Source organism: Rheinheimera oceanensis, assembly GCF_018831085.1.
Taxonomy (GTDB): Bacteria; Pseudomonadota; Gammaproteobacteria; order Enterobacterales; family Alteromonadaceae; genus Alishewanella; species Alishewanella oceanensis.
This window is the reverse complement of the sequence record NZ_JAGPNM010000016.1, coordinates 20,887-40,273: the sequence shown is the minus strand read 5'-3', so window position 1 is coordinate 40,273 and position 19,387 is coordinate 20,887. Positions and strand designations below refer to the sequence as shown.

General features: G+C 48.9%; 17 protein-coding genes. 16 read left to right on the top strand and 1 reads right to left on the bottom strand.

Annotation, left to right across the window (positions count from 1 at the left end; genetic code table 11):
* Window positions 1-285: 285 nt before the first annotated feature.
* Window positions 286-1,911 carry an EAL domain-containing protein gene (locus J3B89_RS20170; RefSeq protein WP_251372601.1) on the top strand — a complete coding sequence of 542 codons (1,626 nt, stop codon included), beginning with the start codon at window positions 286-288 and terminating at the stop codon, window positions 1,909-1,911.
* Here J3B89_RS20170 and J3B89_RS20165 read toward each other — a convergent pair.
* Window positions 1,868-2,818 carry a 1-aminocyclopropane-1-carboxylate deaminase/D-cysteine desulfhydrase gene (locus tag J3B89_RS20165; RefSeq protein WP_215399437.1) on the bottom strand — a complete coding sequence of 317 codons (951 nt, stop codon included), beginning with the start codon at window positions 2,816-2,818 and terminating at the stop codon, window positions 1,868-1,870. The two genes, J3B89_RS20170 and J3B89_RS20165, sit on opposite strands and share 44 nt — an antisense overlap.
* A gap of 73 nt (window positions 2,819-2,891) precedes the next feature.
* Between J3B89_RS20165 and J3B89_RS20160 the strand changes: the two genes are divergently transcribed.
* The 15 genes from J3B89_RS20160 (at window position 2,892) to J3B89_RS20090 (ending at window position 19,323) form a co-directional block, all read left to right on the top strand.
* On the top strand, window positions 2,892-4,394 hold the full coding sequence (locus J3B89_RS20160; RefSeq protein ID WP_215399436.1) for a PilN domain-containing protein: 1,503 nt from the start codon (window positions 2,892-2,894) through the stop codon (window positions 4,392-4,394).
* Window positions 4,391-5,041 carry a hypothetical protein gene (locus tag J3B89_RS20155; protein ID WP_215399435.1) on the top strand — a complete coding sequence of 217 codons (651 nt, stop codon included), beginning with the start codon at window positions 4,391-4,393 and terminating at the stop codon, window positions 5,039-5,041. Before J3B89_RS20160 ends, J3B89_RS20155 begins: the two co-directional genes overlap by 4 nt.
* Entirely contained in the window at window positions 5,019-5,339 is a 321-nt protein-coding gene (locus J3B89_RS20150; protein ID WP_215399434.1) for a general secretion pathway protein GspB, read from the top strand. Before J3B89_RS20155 ends, J3B89_RS20150 begins: the two co-directional genes overlap by 23 nt.
* Before the next feature lie 4 nt (window positions 5,340-5,343).
* Window positions 5,344-6,996: a pilus (MSHA type) biogenesis protein MshL gene (gene mshL / locus J3B89_RS20145; RefSeq protein WP_349814242.1), complete on the top strand. Its 1,653-nt coding sequence runs from the start codon at window positions 5,344-5,346 to the stop codon at window positions 6,994-6,996.
* 2 nt (window positions 6,997-6,998) lie between these two features.
* Complete coding sequence (locus tag J3B89_RS20140) at window positions 6,999-7,916, top strand: ExeA family protein (RefSeq protein WP_215399432.1); 918 nt, start codon at window positions 6,999-7,001, stop codon at window positions 7,914-7,916.
* The gene (locus J3B89_RS20135) at window positions 7,913-9,034 is read left to right on the top strand and encodes a tetratricopeptide repeat protein (protein WP_215399431.1); all 1,122 of its coding nucleotides are present in this window, start codon (window positions 7,913-7,915) and stop codon (window positions 9,032-9,034) included. The genes J3B89_RS20140 and J3B89_RS20135 overlap by 4 nt, the downstream gene beginning before the upstream one ends.
* Window positions 9,035-9,038: 4 nt before the next feature.
* Entirely contained in the window at window positions 9,039-10,766 is a 1,728-nt protein-coding gene (locus J3B89_RS20130; RefSeq protein ID WP_215399430.1) for a GspE/PulE family protein, read from the top strand.
* Between the two features lie 5 nt (window positions 10,767-10,771).
* Window positions 10,772-12,001: a type II secretion system F family protein gene (locus tag J3B89_RS20125; protein WP_215399429.1), complete on the top strand. Its 1,230-nt coding sequence runs from the start codon at window positions 10,772-10,774 to the stop codon at window positions 11,999-12,001.
* Between the two features lie 86 nt (window positions 12,002-12,087).
* Window positions 12,088-12,657: a prepilin-type N-terminal cleavage/methylation domain-containing protein gene (locus tag J3B89_RS21440; protein ID WP_215399428.1), complete on the top strand. Its 570-nt coding sequence runs from the start codon at window positions 12,088-12,090 to the stop codon at window positions 12,655-12,657.
* 13 nt (window positions 12,658-12,670) lie between these two features.
* Window positions 12,671-13,165 carry a prepilin-type N-terminal cleavage/methylation domain-containing protein gene (locus J3B89_RS21435; RefSeq protein ID WP_215399427.1) on the top strand — a complete coding sequence of 165 codons (495 nt, stop codon included), beginning with the start codon at window positions 12,671-12,673 and terminating at the stop codon, window positions 13,163-13,165.
* Window positions 13,166-13,181: 16 nt separating this feature from the next.
* Window positions 13,182-13,652, top strand: coding sequence for a type II secretion system protein (locus J3B89_RS21430; protein ID WP_215399426.1), 471 nt, complete (start codon window positions 13,182-13,184; stop codon window positions 13,650-13,652).
* The gene (locus J3B89_RS20105; RefSeq protein WP_215399425.1) at window positions 13,646-14,179 is read left to right on the top strand and encodes a type IV pilus modification PilV family protein; all 534 of its coding nucleotides are present in this window, start codon (window positions 13,646-13,648) and stop codon (window positions 14,177-14,179) included. Before J3B89_RS21430 ends, J3B89_RS20105 begins: the two co-directional genes overlap by 7 nt.
* Complete coding sequence (locus J3B89_RS20100; protein WP_215399424.1) at window positions 14,179-14,970, top strand: PilW family protein; 792 nt, start codon at window positions 14,179-14,181, stop codon at window positions 14,968-14,970. Before J3B89_RS20105 ends, J3B89_RS20100 begins: the two co-directional genes overlap by 1 nt.
* Complete coding sequence (locus tag J3B89_RS20095; protein WP_215399423.1) at window positions 14,960-15,358, top strand: PilX N-terminal domain-containing pilus assembly protein; 399 nt, start codon at window positions 14,960-14,962, stop codon at window positions 15,356-15,358. The genes J3B89_RS20100 and J3B89_RS20095 overlap by 11 nt, the downstream gene beginning before the upstream one ends.
* Window positions 15,355-19,323, top strand: coding sequence for a DUF8613 domain-containing protein (locus J3B89_RS20090; RefSeq protein WP_215399422.1), 3,969 nt, complete (start codon window positions 15,355-15,357; stop codon window positions 19,321-19,323). Before J3B89_RS20095 ends, J3B89_RS20090 begins: the two co-directional genes overlap by 4 nt.
* The last annotated feature ends 64 nt before the right edge of the window (window positions 19,324-19,387 follow it).

Below are 19,387 nucleotides of genomic sequence, written 5' to 3'. Positions count from 1 at the left end.
CTCAGAAGTGAAACGCAGCTGCGACGATGGTAGTGTGGCATTCGCCATGCGAGAGTAGTTCACCGCCAGGCTCCCAAATAAACAGACCCTTCGTGAAAGCGAAGGGTTTTTTATTGATACTGCGCTAGTTCACCGCTGGATGGCCAGCCCCGCAGCCTCCCAATTCAAGCAAAGCCCGTCTCGAAAGAGTCGGGCTTTTTGCTTTGTTAAGATTATTTCTCTATATTAATCGGCAACTCAGCTGCTAAGCTATAGCATTGTGACAAGGTTCAAAAGGAGTTGCCCTTGGCCCGCACACCTAAATTACATTCGTCTTCTGTCTGGATGCAGCTTGCGGCGCTTTTGACTGGCGCTGTGCTTATCAATGCTTTAATGCTGGCTGCTCAACCGATAGCGTCCGCTGTTTTATTATATATTAGCGTTAATATTGTACTGCTTAGCTGTGGTGCACTTACGCTCTGGTTTAGTATTCAGGCACAAAAAACCTATATGGCTGATGCTGATAAGTTACGCTCGGCTGTTATGTTGCTGGAAGACAAACTGGAGCTTAAAGCATCCCGGGATGATTCACCTTCAGCTGCTTTGGCTAAAGTGGCTAATCAGGTTACACATTTGCTGAAGCGGGATCAGGAAGTACGGCATTTGGTAAGGGTGCAGGGACTGATTGATCACGAGCTGGCCGTTGGCAACCGGGTATTTTTTGAAAGCAAGTTGCAGCATTATCTCAGCGATCAGTCTGAAGTGGGGTCTGGCGCTGTGTATATTATTCAGTTGTCACATCCTGAAATCAGCCGGGCTGGTATTAAACAGGTAAGCCGGCTGAAAGGTTGTGTTGATGTGCTTAATGGTATTGCTGCCAGCTATGCTGATACTGTTATTGCGCGTTTGTCCGATACGGATTTGGTCATGCTAATTGCCGGTCTGAACGGTAAAGAAATGGAAAAACTGGGTGATCGGATGGCTGTACTGTTAAGCCGGGCCAGTTGTTTTGCCGATTGTGCCGGGCAGGATGTACTGCACATTGGTTATGCTGAATATCAGCGTGAGCAAACGTCGTATCAGATTTTGTCTGAAGCAGATATGGCGTTGAAAACGGCGCAGTTGCATGGCCCGAACGCGGCTTTTGGTTTTATTTTGCAAAGTGACAAACCACAGGCAAAAGGTTCTGTCTGGTGGCGCTCTGAACTTAATAAAGCTTTGCAGGAGCAGCGCTTTGCATTAAGTTTTCAGCCGGTTTTCTCCTGGCATGATGGTGAAATTATCCAGCATGAAGTGCTGGTAAGACTGCAAAGTAGTGATAACGGCCAGATCCCGGCCGCCATATTTTTGCCTATGGCGCATAATTGCGGTTTATCAAGCCAGATAGACCAGCATGTCCTTATTAAAACAGCCAAGCTTTGCGCCGCAGACATGGGCAAGAATAGCCGTTGTAGTGTAAATATCAGTATTCAGGCTTTACTTGAGCCGCAATGGTGGCAGTGGTTAGATCATATGGTACTTTCCGGTCAGTTAGAGCCGGATATCCTGGCACTGGAGATAAGCGAACATCATCTGCTGAAACACTATAAACAGCTGCGTAAGAATTTAATTAAATTACATACTCTGGGTTTCGCCCTGATTATTGATCAGGTAGGGCTGGTGATTGATAACGCCGTTTATCTGGATGAATTGCCACTGGAGTCGGTGAAACTACATCCTTCAGTGGTGCGAAATATCGATCAGCACCTGGAGCAGCAATTATTTGTCCGGGGTTTAATAGCCAGCTATGCCGGTAAGAGTATCCGGGTATTGGCGACCGGTGTTGAGCTTGAAGCTGAATGGCAGGTATTGCAAAAACTGGGTATTGCTGGCGGGCAGGGATTTTATTTTAGCCAGCCGCTGAACCAGATAATAACGCAAAGTCAGCTGTAGTAATGAGTTTACGGTAGTGCAACCCGGCTAAACCTTGCAGGCCACCGGTATGAAAGAAACTAAGACGGCTGCCGGGGGGGAAATAACCCTGTTTAATCAGGGCAAATACACCTGCCAGAGCTTTGCCGGTATAAATGGGCTCCAGATACAGTTGTTGCTGCGCCATCTCACGGCAAAACTGCATGGTGTTATCATCAAACCTGGCGTAGCCTGCGCCGCAAAAATCAGTGTTTAATGACCAGTGTTGTTTATCACTGCTGTGCAGCAATTGCCTAATACGTGCTGGTAAAGACGGATCTTTTACTACAGCTATCCCCAACACCTTGCAGCCTGAGCTATTAATGATACCTGCTACAGTACCGCCGCTGGCGGCAGCACAAATCACATGACTGGCAGCACCGTTAGGTGTTAAATCCAGCGCCAGCTCGGCCACTCCGCGGGCACCTGCTGTAGAAGAGCCGCCTTCAGGTACTATTAGAAAATGCTGATGCTGCTGTTGCAATTGCTGCAGAAAGTCGGCATCGTTACGCAGACGATATTGTTCACGGTTAAGTAACTGAATTTGCATGCCGTGTTGCAGGCAAAATGCCAGAGTAGGATTATGTTTGTCGAGCTGATCGGCACGGACATAAGCCAGACTTTGCAGGCCATGAAAATGACACATAGCAGCTACCGCGGCTAAATGATTAGAAAAGGCGCCGCCGAAGGTCAGAAAACCGGCTTTTTGCAGCTGTTGTGCCTGGGCAATATGATATTTTAATTTTAGCCATTTATTGCCAGACAATTGTGGAATAGCAGTATTTAGCTGATAAACCCATAGCTCAAGCTGATGCTGAAGTAACAGCGGCTGATGGATTTGTTGCCAGCAAGCCAGAACAGGTAAAGCGGTAACTTCAGCTGATTGCATAACAGTATGAAATAATGACAGTTAACGGAATAGCCGCTAGTATAGCTGCATATAAGGAGATCATGGCATCGCTATGCTGAGAAAAATAATAAAGCGGCTTAGCCCGGCAGCGGGCAATTCAGACACGGTTGTTGCAATACACCTGGCAACTGCCAGCATCCGGCTTGTAATATTGCAAGGTACTGAGCTTAAACAAAGCCAGACGTTCAGTTACAAAGCGGGTAACTGGCAGGATAGCTTGCAGGGGGCATTGCGGTCGGTGCCAGCGGGCAGTGCTTTGCATCTGGTGCTGTCTGCCGAGCATTACCAACTGGTGCAACTGGATAAACCGGCACTGGCCGAACATGAATTACAGCAGGCTTTGCCCTGGCAGATAAAAGATTTGGTTACCATAGCGCCGGAAGACATGGTGCTGGATTATATTGACCTGCCTGGTAATTCTCAGCAGGCAAAAATTAATGTAGTTGTATGCAGCTATGCCTGGTTAAAACAATTAACCGCAGTGGTTGACGCCGCAGGCCTTAGTGTTAGCTCTATCCAGCCCGAAGAATGGCTACTCAGCCATATTTTGCCGGTATCTGTGCAGGCCACGATGTTGGTGGTGCACCAGCCCGAGCAGGAAATGTTAATTCAGATCATCCGCGATGGTCAGCTGTATTTCTCCCGCCGTACCCGTGGTTTCAGCCATTTACATCTTAATTCAGAAACAGAGTTGCGTGAGGGCACGCTGGAGCGCTTGCTGCTTGAATTACAGCGCTCAATGGATTATTTCGAAAGCCAGTTAAAACAACCGCCGGTACGCGATATCCGTGTATTGATGGCCCAAACCGAACTGGTATGTGAGTTGTTTGCCCAAAGCGGGTTTAGCCGCGTAGAGCCATTACATCCGGTACAGCCTGCCGCTGCGGTAAATCAGGACGATTTGCTGCATAACTGGCCGGCGCTGGCGGCTGCCAGTGCTGTTGCCAGAACCGGTCATATTAAACAACAGGTAAACTTATATCAGCCAAGGCTGTATCCGGTGCGTGAACGGTTAAGCCTGCAACGCCTGGTTGGCAGTGCCGCTGCAATAACTGCGGTAGTCGTGTTGGGGGGGCTGCTGTTGTCACAGCAACAGCAACAGGCGGCTGCTGCGCTGGCCGAGACTGAATTGCAGTTGCAGCAACAACTGCAGCAAACCAATTTGTATCAGCAGGCGTTAGCCCAGCGCAAGCCAGACGAAGCCCTGGTAAAACAGCATCAGCAGGCTGAGTATGCTGTGGCGCAAAAGCAGCAACTGCTGAATTATCTGGCTGAACAACAGCAGCAGGCCAGCCAGTTTTATAGCCCGGTGTTGCAGCATTTACAGCAGGTTGATCTGGCCGAGTTATGGTTAACCAATTTCACCCTGCAGCAGGCCAGCAGCAGCTTTAGCGGTGTTACGTTACAACCGGCCAGTATTACGTTGTGGCTCGAAGGGTTACAGCAACTTGGCTATTTTAAAGGCCAGCGCTTTAGCCAGGTGAGCATGCTGCAGGTGCCGGATACAACGGCAGTCAGCTTTGTTTTGATGGCGCAAAAAGGAGAAACGCTGTGAGCCAGTGGCAACTGCTGTCAGATCGTTTCAGCCAGCTACAGCGGCGCGAAAAATCGCTGCTGTTCTTCGGCAGCTTATTATTACTGCTGTGGCTTAGTGTAATTTATGTACTGGAACCCTTGTGGCATAAAACTGTACAGACCCGGGCACTGCAGGTTAAAGCCAGCCAGCAGTTACAGGACGCACAACAACAGGCCGGGGTATTGCTGGCCCAGCTCAGCACTGATTTAAACCAGGACTACCGTGAGCGTATAAGTAACCTTGAACAGCAGCAACAACAGTTGAATGAACGTATCCGCCAAAGTGCCAGCCATTTTATCGGTGCAGAGCAAATGGTAACGCTGTTGCGTAACATTTTACAAAGCAGTAAAGGTGTACAGCTAAAAAGCCTGCTGACATCGCCACCTAAAGCTGTGCGCTTACAAGGGCAGCAACCGGATGACCCGGCTATGTTATTTCAACATAGCACAACACTGGTAGTTGCCGGAGGCTACACTGATTTGTTCAGGGCATTGCAACGCATGGAACAATTGCCCTGGTTGCTGAACTGGTCTGCGCTGAATTATCAGGTTATTGAGTATCCGCAGGCAGAGCTGACCCTGACACTTATTACAGTGAGTGAGTATGAAGACTTTATTCGTTTATAGTCTGTTGTTGCTAAGCGTTAAGGTGCTGGCAGATCCTACCCGGCCAGCGCCATCCTGGCTGGCGGCTAAGGCAACAGCAGACACGGCAGTACAACCGCAGGCGTTGTCTTTACAATTGATAAAACAAACCGCAAACGGCCGTATTGCCGTAATAAACGGCAACCTGCTGCGTAAAGGTGAAAAAATAAGGCAATATCAACTGCATGATATTGCAGCTGATCATGTTGTATTGGATTTAAATGGCGAACGGCAAATACTGCGTTTAGTTAATACGGCGATAAAACAAGATGAAGAATAAGCCAGTGAATAAATTAGGGTGGCTGTGCGGCAGCATTTTATTAACCGGGTGTCAGGCTTTTCAGCAAAGTGATGTACCACAAGGCGCTCAGCGCGAATTGCAGCAAGCGGCTGCCCAGCAGGCTCCGGCCCGTGCCACTGCAGCACCGGTGCCGCTGGCTGTAACGCAGGACTTGCTTAGCAGCAGCTATACTCCGGTACAGCCAGAGCTGCCACGCTTTGATGTAGCGGCTGCCAATGCCGGGCTGAATGACTTTTTCCAGTCTCTGGTCGCAGATACACCATACAGTGTGGTGATGCACCCCGGCGTAAGTGGCGAAATTAATCTGCAGCTAAAACAGGTAACGCTGCCGGAAACTATGGCAATAGTGCAGCAACTGTATGGTTTTGATGTCCGCCAGCAAGGGCTGATATATAAAATATATCCGGCTGGCCTGCGCACAGAAAGCATAGCGGTTAACTATTTAATGATGCAGCGCCAGGGGTTTTCTTCTGTGGCGGTAAACTCTGGTGGCGTATCTCAGGACAACCAGAATAATCAGAACGGGCAGAACAACAGAAACAATCGCTCGTCGCAGGGCAATTTCAATCAGGGCGATTATAGCAATCAAAACCAGTCGCAATATGGGCAGCAGCAATTTAACGGCAGCACTATTCAAAGTGAAAGCAAAACCGATTTCTGGAAAGATCTGGAAAAAGCCGTCAGTACAGTGTTAGGAACCGGACCAGAGCGTATGGTTGTGGTAACACCACAAGCCGGTTTGGTAACCGTGCGCGGTATGCCAGACGAAATTGCTGCGGTAAAGGCTTACCTCGGCCAGTCAGAGCAGCACTTGCAGCGCCAGGTGGTGCTGGAGGCAAAAATTATAGAAGTAACGCTGAATGACGAATATCAGCAGGGCATTAACTGGCAAAATGCCATGATGAACCTGCGCAGCACCAACTTTAACTTTACTACCAGCGCCGGTGTTACCAGCAATGCTATTAGCAGCTCACTGGGTGGTGTAACTGCAATCAGTTTTAACAATGCCGACTTTAACGGCGTGATTAACCTGTTGGAAACCCAGGGCAATACCCAGGTGTTGTCCAGCCCGCGGGTTACTGCCATGAATAACCAGAAAGCGGTTATTAAAGTAGGGCAGGACGAATATTTTGTTACCAATGTCAGCAGTGAAACTACAGCGACAGTAGGCGGTACCATCAGCTCGCCGTCTATCGATTTACAACCCTTTTTCTCTGGTATAGCACTGGATGTTACGCCGCAGATTGATCAAAACGGTAGTGTTATTCTGCATGTTCACCCTTCTGTTACAGAAACGGCCGAGCAAAATAAAACTATCCGCTTTAGCAACGAGCAAATAGTGTTGCCGCTGGCCCAGAGTAATATCCGCGAGTCTGACACTATTATCCGCGCCCGTAGTGGTGAAATAGTGGTAATAGGCGGCTTAATGCAAACAGTAACCACCGACAACGAGTCGCGTACGCCGGTATTAAGCGCTATTCCGTTGCTGGGTAAATTATTTACCAACATCAACAAAGTGGAAAAAAAGAAAGAGCTGGTAATACTGCTAAAACCAACCGTGGTTACCGAAGGCGTGTGGCAGCAGCAAATTCAGCAGTCTTCGCAACTGGTATCCGGATGGGCACAGGGTAATTAACTATGTACCTGCAGCATTTTCAGCTTAGCCGGATGCCATTCGGTTTAACACCGGATACCACATTCTTTGTGCCGCTTGAGCAGCATCAGGATGTGCTGGCCGTGCTGAAAACGGCGCTGTGTGCCGGCGAAGGTTTTATTAAAGTATCTGGTGAAGTAGGCAGTGGTAAAACCCTGCTGTGCCGCAAGCTTTTGCAACAAACCGAACCCGACTGGCAACTGGCGTATATACCGGACCCTTGCCTTACGCCGCTGGAATTACGCTGGGCGCTGGCATTAGAGCTGGGCCTGAAACACTCTGCCAATATAGAGCCGCCACAACTACTACAGTTGCTGCAACGCCAGTTATTGTTATTGGCTGCGCAAGGCAAAAAAGCCATAGTATTAATTGACGAAGCTCAGGCACTGCCGGATGAAACGCTGGAGGCACTGCGGCTGTTAACCAATCTGGAAACAGAAACACGCAAACTGCTGCAAGTGGTGCTGTTTGCCCAGCCAGAGCTGAATAAAAAACTGGCCGGTTATCGTTTTCGGCAGTTGCGGCAGCGCATTACCTTTTCCGCTAATCTGGCTTTAATGAGCAAAAGCCAGATTAGCGCTTATATCTCTTTGCGTATACAGCAGGCCGGATGCAGCCATGCGCTTTTCAGCCGCTTTGCCTTAAACGCGCTGGCCCGATACAGCCGGGGCGTACCCAGGCTGGTAAATGTGCTGGCGCACAAAGCATTACTGCTGGCTTTTGGTGAGGGTAAGCCTTACGCCGCACTGCGTCATGTAAAGCTGGCGGCAATGGATACCGAAGATGTAACCGCCAAACCTAAAAGCTGGTGGTGGTATGCCGGTAGTTCAGGCTTACTGGCGCTGGCGTGTGTTGCTGCGGCATCGCAAACCGGGCTGTTAAAGCTGGCAGGTGGCGCATGAGTGTAATTAATAAAATGCTGCGCGACTTAGATCAGCGTAACAACAGCGCTGCCAGTGCAAATCAGATTATTGCACGCCAGCACGGCCAGCCTTTGTGGTTAACGGTGTTACTGCTACTGACGTTTGGCTTACTGTGCTTTGCTATTTACGCGGTATTAAGCCGCAGTACTGTTATGCCAACGGCCGATCTGGCCATAGCTGTGCCGGAACCGATAGCACAACAGCTGCCAGCAGAGCCGGTAATAGCGGCCGAAATAGCTATATCAGCCAGCCCTGAGCCAACAGACAGCCTTGCATCGCTACCAAGCGCAGCGTCAGCGCACAGCGCCACAGCAGAAAGTACAGCAACAACTATTATTGCACCACCAGAGTTGCCTGTTCAGGCAGTGGCAGACGTGGCTGAGATTGCAGCACAACCCGAGCAACAGCGAACTGAACCGGATGATACTGCTGCACCTGCGCCGCAACGCCCTAAAGTTGCACAGCTACCAGTACCACCTGCGGCTAAAGCAGGCAGCAGTTTAAGCGTAACCAGCCGTGAGCCCACAGCAGCGCAGCAACAGGCTAAACTGCGCCAGCAGGCACTGGCCGCAACGCAGGCCGGGCAGCCGCAGCAGGCACTGCGATACTGGCAACAGTTACAGCAGTCAGCCCCGCAGGATGCCGTGGTTTATCTGGCACAAGCCCGGCTTTGGTTACAGTTGGGCCAGCCGCAACAGGCCGAGGCCAGTTTATTGCAGGCAAAAACGCAGGGTATTATAGATGCCGACATCCAACTGATGCTGGCCCAGGCTGCCGCCAGCCGCCAGCAATGGCTACAGACAGAAGCCTTACTACCGGCCGGTTTTGCTGTGGCATTACACCCCGATTATTACGGCCTTAAAGCTACAGCGCTACAACAACTTGGGCAGCATCAGCAGGCATTTGACTGGTTTGCTGAGCTAAGCCGTCTGCAGCCGCAACTGGGCAAATGGTGGCTTGGCGGTGCAGTGTCGCTGGAGGCATTAGAACGCCCGGCAGAGGCGCATCAGTACTATCTTAACGCGTTGCAATGGGGTGACAACTTGTCAGTGCAGAGCAAAACTTATATTCAACAACGTTTGGTAGCCACAGAGTAGCCTTATGCAAAGACCTCGTTTAAAAATGCGCCTGGGTGATTTACTGGTTGACGAAGGTATCATCTCGCCGGACCAGTTACAGCAGGCGCTGGCGCGGCAGCAGGAAACCGGCCGTAAGCTGGGGTCTACCCTTACTGAGCTGAAATTTTTGACAGAGGTGCAACTGCTGCGGTTTTTGGCACAGCAGCTGAATGTACCCTTTCTTGATATTGCGCAAAAACAGATAAATCCAGAAGCAGTACAGTTATTGCCTGAGGTGCAGGCGCGGCGTTTCAGGGCACTGGTGCTGGAAGACAACGGCGATACCGTACTGCTGGGTATGAGCGACCCGGCAGATTTAGCCGCCCTGGATCAGATTGCCCGGTTGCTGGCGCCAAAAGAGGTAGCCCTGGCCGTAGTGCGGGAAAGCCAGCTGATTGAAGCTTTCGACACCCTGTACCGGCGTACCAAAGAAATTGAAAGTTTTGCTACCCAGCTCAAAGCCGAGCACGGTGCCGACACCAACCTTGAACTGAATGTCCTGGATGAACAAGCCGATGCCGACAACACCATTGCTAAGCTGCTGCAGTCGGTGTTTGAAGATGCCGTGCAGGTAAAGGCGTCGGATATTCATATCGAGCCGGACGAGAAGGTACTGCGAATTCGCCAGCGGGTTGATGGTGTGCTGCAGGAAAATATCCTGAACGAGGTCAGTATTGCCTCTGCACTGGTGCTGCGGCTTAAATTAATGGCAAATCTGGATATCTCAGAAAAACGGATGCCGCAAGACGGCCGTTTTCAGATTAATGTTAAAAAACATCAGATAGATGTGCGTATTTCTACTATGCCGGTGCAATATGGCGAATCGGTGGTAATGCGTTTACTTGATCAGTCAGCCGGTTTGCTGCAACTGGAAGAAACCGGTATGCCAGCGCCGCTGCTGAGTAAGTTGCGGCGTATTATTAAAAGCCCGCACGGCATGATACTGGTAACCGGCCCTACAGGCTCGGGGAAAACCACCACCTTGTACGGCTTGTTAAGTGAACTTAACCAGGCCGGCAGTAAAATTATCACCGTGGAAGATCCGGTAGAATACCGTTTACCCCGGATTAACCAGGTGCAGGTTAACCATAAAATTGGCTTGAGTTTCAGCAATGTGCTGCGCACCACCTTACGGCAAGACCCCGACATTATTATGGTGGGTGAAATGCGCGATCAGGAAACTGCAGAAATGGGCCTGCGCGGTGCTTTAACCGGCCATTTAGTGTTATCTACGCTACACACCAACGATGCCGTAACCAGTACCTTGCGTTTAATTGATATGGGCGCTGCGCCCTATCTGGTTGCGTCGGCACTGCGCGCTATAGTGGCGCAGCGCCTGGTACGGCGTTTATGCGACTACTGCAAACAACCCTATCAGCCGGACGAGCTGGAAAGCAGCTGGTTACGCCATCATAAAGCAGACACCAGCGCGTCTTACTGGCATGCCAGGGGGTGTCAGTCATGTAATCACAGTGGTTACAAAGGCCGCTTAGGCGTGTTTGAACTGTTGCTTATTACCAAACCGCTGGCCGATGCACTGCGCCGCAACGACACGGCCGGTTTTGCCCATCTGGCGCATCACAGCGAAGGTTTTGTCAGCCTGGGTACTATGGCATTACATTATGCGCAGCAAGGCATTACCAGCCTGGACGAAGTAATAAGGGTGTCGGAATACCTTGACACCGAAAGCCTCGCCACTGTGGAGGCTTAAGCACCATGGCTAACTTTGTATACACTGCGCGCGATAGTAACGGCAATGCTGTTAGTGGCCAGATAGAGGCTGGCAGCGAGGGCGCAGCCGCCGATTTACTGCGCCGGCGCAGTTTTATTCCGTTAACTATTCAGCGCCAGGCAGAACAAAGTAATGTATCAATTGCTCAGTTAGAGTTATGGCAGGCTAAAGTATCGCTAACCGATTTAATTCTGTTTTCCCGCCAGATGTATTCACTGATGAAAGCCGGTATTCCGATAGTACGGGCTATTGAAGGCCTGGCACAAAGTACCAGTTCTAAGCGTTTGCAAAAAGTACTGGGTGAACTGGTTGGCCAACTGGAAAATGGCCGCAGCTTATCGGTAGCGCTGGCCGAACACCCCAAAGTATTTAGCCGCTTAATGGTTAGCATAGTGCACGTAGGTGAAAACACCGGCCGCCTGGATGAAGCCTTTTTACAACTGAATTATTATTTTGAGCAAGAGCTGGAAACCCGCAAACAAATTAAACAAGCCACCCGTTATCCGTTTTTTGTGCTGATAGCACTGGTAGTGGCTATGTTTATTCTTAACCTGGCGGTTATTCCGCAATTTGCCAATATGTTTGCCCGCTTTAATGCAGAACTACCCTGGTCTACCAAAGCTTTGCTGGCCAGTTCGGCATTTTTTGTCGCCTACTGGCCGTTAATTATTTTTGCTGCAGTTGGTGCCACGCTTGGCTTTCGCAGTTATATTAAAACTGACAAAGGCCGGGTTGCCTGGGGCCGCTGGCGGCTGGTGTTTCCTATTATCGGCAATGTTATTTACCGCGCTACGCTGGGCCGTTTTGCCCGTAGTTTTGGCATGATGCTAAAAGCCGGTGTACCCATGACCAGCGCACTAACACTGGTTGCCGATGCGGTAGACAATGAATATATGGGCGAGAAGATTCGTGATATGCGGCGCAATATCGAGCGCGGCGAAAGCTTATTGCGGGCAAGCCAGCAAAGCGGGCTGTTTACGCCCCTGGTATTACAAATGATCGCCGTGGGCGAAGAAACCGGTGCCATGGACGATATGCTTGGCGAAGTAGCCGGTTTTTATGAGCGTGAAGTCGCTTTTGATTTAAAGAGCCTGACGGCAAAGATTGAACCTATTCTTATCGCGATTGTAGCGGTAATGGTACTGATTCTTGCATTGGGTATCTTTACACCAATGTGGGATATGCTCAATGCTTACAAGGGTAACACGGGTTAATGTTTTAACAATTGTGGGCTATATGGGGATGTAATTGCGAATATTAGCGATATACTAACTACAACAAGGACACCGGAGATTTAACTATGAAAAAACAAACAGGTTTTACCCTGATAGAACTGGTTATAGTAATTATTATTCTGGGATTACTGGCCGCAACCGCCTTACCGCGGTTTTTAAATGTTACCGCACAAGCCGAAGATGCGTCCGTTGAAGGAGTTGCCGGAGGTTTTGCTGCGGCTGTTGGTTTAGTAAGAGCTCAATGGGAAGTGGCAGGCCGTCCAGTAGGTAACAATGCTACACCAGCAGACAATGGTACTTTTGTGTTGATAGATGGTATTGAAGTCGGTGTTAATGGTGATCCGGGCAGTACGGTTCGTGGATATCCTACAGGAGCTCGTTCTGCCGATACTAGACTTGGAAGTGTTGATGCTAACGCTTGTATTGAAGTACTGACACGTATTCTGCAGAATGCTCCTACTGCAAACGCTACTTTCGGTACTAATAATTACTTTTTTGTGCGTTATGCTGCACCAACTTGCGTTTATCATCAAACTGCAGGGTTAGCCGCAGCGCCAACAGATAATCTGACCAGTAATGGTTTTTCTTATAACCCATCTACTGGTGCAGTGACAGTATTTCTCAATAAACCATAAATTAAGGGCACTTATGAAACGCAACCAAGGCTTTACATTAATTGAATTAATTATTGTTATCGTTATTCTGGGTATTTTGGCTGTAACAGCGGCACCAAAGTTTTTGGATTTCTCCAAAGACGCCAGAACTTCTACTTTAACTGCTGTTAAAGGCGCGCTTAGCTCAGCCGGTGCTTTAACCTATGGCAAAGCGATTATTGCAGGTTTACAAAATGGTTCATCATGTTTAACTGCGGCCGGTGCAGTAGTGGCAAGGCCAAACGCGGGGGCTTGTGATAATACTGCTGCGGAGTTACTAAATGGATATCCTGTTGCCACTGAAGCCGCGCTAGTAATTGCGGCTGAGCTTAGCAGTGCTGAATGGGCATTTGATGATGATACTGCCGGTACTGTTATTATTACACCGTTAAATTACACACCATCAACTGGCGCGTGTCAGGTGAGTTATGTTCAGTCAGCCGGTGCAGGCCAAAAGCCGGTAATTACCACTACTGTTACTGGCTGCTAAGCTACGGTAACTATTTATGAAATTACAGCACCGCGGCTTTACCCTAATTGAGCTTATTGTGGTGCTGGTATTAATCGGGGTACTCGCTGTTAGCGTAGTACCCCGTTTTTTTGATGCCTCTGGTACGTCGGAATATTTATACCGCGACCAGGCACTGAATATACTGCGCCGAGTGCAAATACAGGCTATGCAGTGTACCTCCCCAACATGCACACAAGCCGAATTGCAGCTGATGTCAGATCGCATGGGCATAAGTAATACTTGTCAGAACAATGCCACCCATCTTTGTATCGCCAGCCGTGATAATATCAGCATGCAAACGCAACCTTCCGGATTGTTTCCTTTGTCATTCAGTGCATTAGGTGTGCCTTTGAATGATAGCGGTGTGCGGCAGTGCGGCAATGGTAATGAGTGTCGTATTAGTTTTGACGGTGCAATTACACTGAGTATTTGCATTGAGGAAGAAGGCTATATTCACCCATGCTAAAACCCAGCCTGAAATATAGCCGCGGCGTTACCTTAATAGAGCTGATTGTAGGCATAGTTGTGCTGGCCATTAGCTTAAGTATTATTACCTCGGTATTAGGCCCGTTATTTATTAAAAGCGCTGATCCCTGGCATCAGGTACGTGCTGCCGAGCTGGGTCATAGCTTGATGAATGAAATACTGGGCAAGTCTTTTGATGAAAATAGCAGCCGAAGTGGCAGCCTGGTGCGTTGTGGTGAAAGTGGTATCAGCTGTTTATTAGGTCGTGAAGAAGCTGACCGCACCTTGTATGATGATGTTGATGACTTTAACGGTATGGGCATTACCGGCGATTTAGTACTGAGGAATATTTTAAATGAGAGTATTGCTGCCCGTTATCGCAGTTACCGGGTAGAGGTGGCGGTAGCCTATGCCGCTGACGATTTCACGCCGGCTTTGCCTGCCAACACGGTGAAAAAAATTACCATCACCGTTATTCCTCCCAGCGGTGGTGATATCCGCTTTGTTGCTTACAAAGGAAACTGGTAATGCGTTGCCGTGGCTTCACATTGGTCGAACTGGTGATTACTCTGGTAGTGCTGGCGATACTGGCGCTGGGTATTAGCAGCTATATTGGCCTGGGCGCCCGTATGTATAGCGACGCCGCCGAGCGTGAGCAGGTGCTGGGCCAAAGCCGCTTTGTGGCTGAGCGGATGGTACGCGAGTTGCGCAATGCCGTGCCCAATAGTATTGCTGAAGAGTCCACGGGGTCTCTTGCAAGAACTTGCCTGATATTTCGGCCAATATTATTCAGTGGTATTTATACCAAGCTACCCCATACAGAAAAGGATACTAGCATAGAGGTTATCAGCCCTGGACTAACCAATGCAGATAGTGGCACTTTACTGGTTGTTTATCCTACTAAACCCGCAGACTTTGCCTTAACGGGACAAGGCCCCGGTAAAGCCGTAGTGATAAACAAGATAGAGCTTATAGATAGTGATACTGCGCATTTTAAACTCAGTTTTAGTGATAGTTTTCAGTTTTCACATCAATCGCCGGAACAACGCTTTTATATTGCAGGGGATGAAGTGAGATATTGTGCTATGCGAATGGGCTCTGATGCCAAAATATATCGTAATGGCGTATTAATGGCGGAAGGGTTGGTACTTACATTTAACTCTAACTCTGGGGCACCAGTGTTTATGCCTCCAGTATTTTCAGTAGACAACCCCACTCTTACCCGCAACTCGGTGGTGAATATCTTTTTGCAGTTTGGCTATGGTGGCAATGCCGATATGTTTTTTAACTACGAGGTGCATATTCCCAATGTACCTTAACTATAAAAAGCAGCGCGGCAGTGCGCTGGTTATCGCCGTTTTTGTTATTGTTGTTATGCTGGCGCTGGCAGTGGGTTTGTCGCGCCTGCTAGTCAGCAGTAGTGAAACCGTAGTATATGAAGTGCAGGGCACCAGAGCATTTTTTGCAGCGCAAAGTGGATTGGAGTTAGCGTTGACACAATTGTTTCCGCTTGGTGCCCCAGCCGCTACGTCCTGCCCTGCTGGGATCAGTAACCCGGTGAATTTTAGCGATACAGCACTGAACGGCTGTCGGGTTATCGTAAACTGCAATGCCTACCCAGACATGTTTTGGCTGAGCAGCCGTAGCGAGTGCACAGCAAACGAGTTTACTACCAGCCGCACAGTACAGATAGAGGTACGCAAATGAAGCTATTACTGCTGCTATTAGTGATAGCTCTGCCGATTCAGGCTGCAACTTACACTATGGCAGCAAACAGCAGACCGCCTTGTAGCACCAGTTGGAGTGTGAGCGGCACCACTTATACCTGTAACGGCAATGGCCGGGTAACGCTTAACAACAATGATATTATTAGTGCTTCTGCCGGCAGTATTACACTGGTAGCTGCGAATGGTTTCCAGTTGGGTACTAATGTTACTCTCGGCCGGAATAGTAACAGGGTTAACCTGCAAGCAACCTATGGTAGTGTAGAGGTTGCAGCTAACAGCGTGATTTGGGGCAATGTACAAACTACCAGTGGTGCTGTTGGGCTCACGTCTTCTACGGTACATGGCAATGTACAAACCGATGCGACATACAACCATAACGGCGGGGCTGTAAATGGCAACATCAATGCCACTAATGGCGTTGTGCTGACCAATGTAACGGTATCGGGTACGGTTACAGCAAACAGTGACGTAAGTATAACCGGTAGTAGCATAGCGGGCAGAGTGACAAGCAGTTCAAATAAAGTCACAGCGACAAACAGTACCTTGCAAAATGGTGTCTCCGGCAGTAGCGGTATTCAAATTTCTGGCGGTACCTTAAGTGGTGGCCTTGAATCGGTGTGTAATAACATTGTGTTGACCAATACCACCATGCTGGCCGGTGATATTAAAACCTCGCCTCAACTGGGTTCAGGGTGCGCCGCAGATCGGGTTGAAATTATCGGTGGCAATATAACTGCCAACATTATTGGCGGCGCAAATAATGTGATCATTAGAGACGGTGCTGAGTTTAACGGGAATATTCAGGCCAGGTTTAATGTTTTGATCGATGGCAGCACCGTGTATGGCAATATCAGTGGCGAAAGCGGTTACGCTTTACAGGAAACCAAGCTGGTAAACTCTGCGGTTTATGGCTCGGTTACCGTTGGTACGTCGTGGCAAAGAATTGTCGGAGAAGGCAACAGCGCAATTTATGGTCAATGTACATATGGTGCAATCACTCCGGCAACACTTTGTTCGCAGTCGTCAGAACAGTGCTTTATAGATAATTTTCAACGAGATATTTTAGGTGACAATTGGGCAGTTACCAACAAAAGTGGAAGTTTTGGCAATCCTCGTATAGTAAATGGCAGACTGCGTATTACGAATAACACTGCCAATGCTGCTACAGCGACGACACTGCAACGCCTGTTTCCGTCAGAAGGTAATCTGGTTACATTAGAGTATGATTTTTATGCCTACGGCGGTAATGGTGCTGACGGCATGGTCGTGGTGTTTTCAGATGGCAATATAACCCCTGAACCAGGTGCTTTTGGTGGTTCTCTTGGCTATGCACAGAAAGGTTCTGGCACCGATTGCCCGAATTGCCCTGGGTTTGCCGGTGGTTGGCTCGGGCTTGGGCTTGATACTTTTGGTAACTACTCCAATCCAACTGAGGGGCGCTTAGGAGGGCCGGGCTTTCGTCAGAATGCTATTGCATTGCGGGGATCAGGCGTTGGCCAAACGGGTTATAGATATATCTCCGGCACTAATTCATTATCCCCTGCTGTGCGCACGGGTAACTCTTCAACTGCTCACCGTTACAGGATCACTATAGATAGCCGGAACCCTGCCCATTCATGGGTTACTATCGCCCGTAATACTGGTAATGGTTTTGTAACTCTGATCGGGCCGGTGGATGTTTTAACAAGTGCGGGACAAGCGGCAGTGCCACAAGATTTGTTGCTTACGCTTACGGGATCTACTGGCGGCTCTAATGATATTCATGAAATAGATAACGTACAGGTATGCGCAGTGAAGATGAACCCAATCAGACGGGGAATTAACCACTTTCGTATTTCTCACAGCGGTACAGGCTTAACCTGTGCTGCCGAGCCTGTCAGAGTATTGGCATGTGCTAACAATGACTGCTCTGAGCGTTTTGCTGGCGCTGTTTCGTTAACGATGTCACCGGCTGCAGGTTGGGTCGGTGGAGCTGGTTACAGCCAAAGCGGCCCGACATTTAATGGCAGCGGTGGACAGTTTGATTTAGCGCTTAGAAGTAGTAATGCAGGTAGCGTTGACGTAAAAATAGATGGCAGTACGCCAACCGCTCAAAATTCTACCCGCTGTTTTAGAAATGGTGTTGAAGGCAGTTGCCAACTGACATTTACTGATATTGGCATTCAACTGGATGGTGATAGTACTGATGATGCTAAATCGGCTATACCAACACAAATAACCGGCAAGCCGTCTAACATTGGTCACAACAGCAAGCAGCAACGGCTAAGAGTGATTAGAGCCAATAGCACAACGGGCGTTTGTGAGGCAGCAGTGCGTGATAAAACTCTGGATGTGCAGTTCAGGTATAATCTGCCCGTAGCTGCTAACGGGTTGGCAGATAATAAGATCACAATAAGTAGTGGCAACAATCAACAAGTTTTAACCACAGCGAATACGGCCCGATCCCTGCCTCTGAAGTTTGATAATCAGGGTAACGGCTATTTCGTTATTACGTCACAGGATGCGGGCAGTTACACTCTGCGAGCCGATATGAATGTGCCTGTAACCGCGCCAGATGGATCTGAACTGACCGCCTCTTTAGCAAGAAGTGATACTAGTTTGCCTTTTATCGTACGCCCGCTGGCTTTATACGCCCATGCTAATGGTAATAATGGAGCTACGTCTGCAGCAGGTCCGGCATTTCGTGCTGCGGGTGACAATTTTAACCTGTCATTGCAAGCAGTCAGTTGGCAATCCGGTATTGATACTAACAACGATGGACAATGGGATCAGTGCCAGCTTCAGGATTTAAGTGCGCCATCGGTATCACCTCGGTTACCTGCCTGGTCTTTAGCCCAACAACAGCCAGATTTAAGGGTGCCTGCTGCCGCTGATGGTGGCGTTGCCGGCACGTTAAAGTACGATGACAATCTGAGTTTTAGTGCTGGTAGCTCAATAAGCAATGCTGCACGAGTTAATTATAGCGAAGTTGGGATTGTACAGTTTGATAAGACAGCGAGTTTCCAGGGGCAGTCGGTGCAGGTATGTTCTGGTTATATTGGAAGGTTTTATCCGGCTAACTTTGAATTGTCTAATAGTTCATTGACACCTGGATGCGACAATTTCAGTTATATGCAGCAACCGTTTGCTGCTGGTTTTACGCTTACAGCCCGCAATATACAGAACCAAAAAACAGAAAATTATACTGCTGCGTTTGCCAGTGCCACTGCGTTGTTACAGGCTGAGAATAACAATAATGGTATTCCACTTACCGGACGTTTAGCTGGCACTGTCAGCCCAACATGGGACCGGGGCGTTTTTAGTTATCTGGCCCCAGCGTTACGGTTTAAACGTGAAGTCTTTCCGAAAGAGGATGGCCCATATCTGCAACTGGCAATTGCGGTTCAGGCGCTTGATAAAGATGGTGTTCAAATCGCAGACCAGGATGCCAATGTCAGCACCGATACAGATTGCAAAGCCGCTAATAATTGTACCGCTAAGCAACTGGCAGTTACTGACATTCGTTATGGCCGTATGATGCTGAAAAATGCTTATGGTCCAGAGGATGAAAATTTGCCACTATCACTAAATGCAGAGTATTGGAATGGTAGTCGTTTTATGATTAATACTCAGGATAGTTGCAGCTTAATTAATACTTCAAATCTTACAACCACTGGCAACTTCGGAGTAACCGCAGTGGCAGTCGCCAGTAAGTTACAGCAAGGTCAAACACCACAACAGAGTTTTGTGCTACGAGCTCCAAATTCAATTGGAACTCTTAAAGGGGAATATGTTGTGCCAGCCTGGCTGCAATATAACTGGTCAGGCAAGTTAAGTGGGTGTTCAGTTAACCCAGACGATCCTACCAACCCTAATTGCTATGACGAAAACCCCACTGCCGAATTTATGTTTGGCCGTTTTCGTGGCAATCCAAGGCAAATTTTCTGGCGTGAACTATTCCCCTGAACACCAGCCTAAGGCTGGTTGAGTGCCGGTAAGTGGTTGCTGACAGATAAATGCAGGCAATACT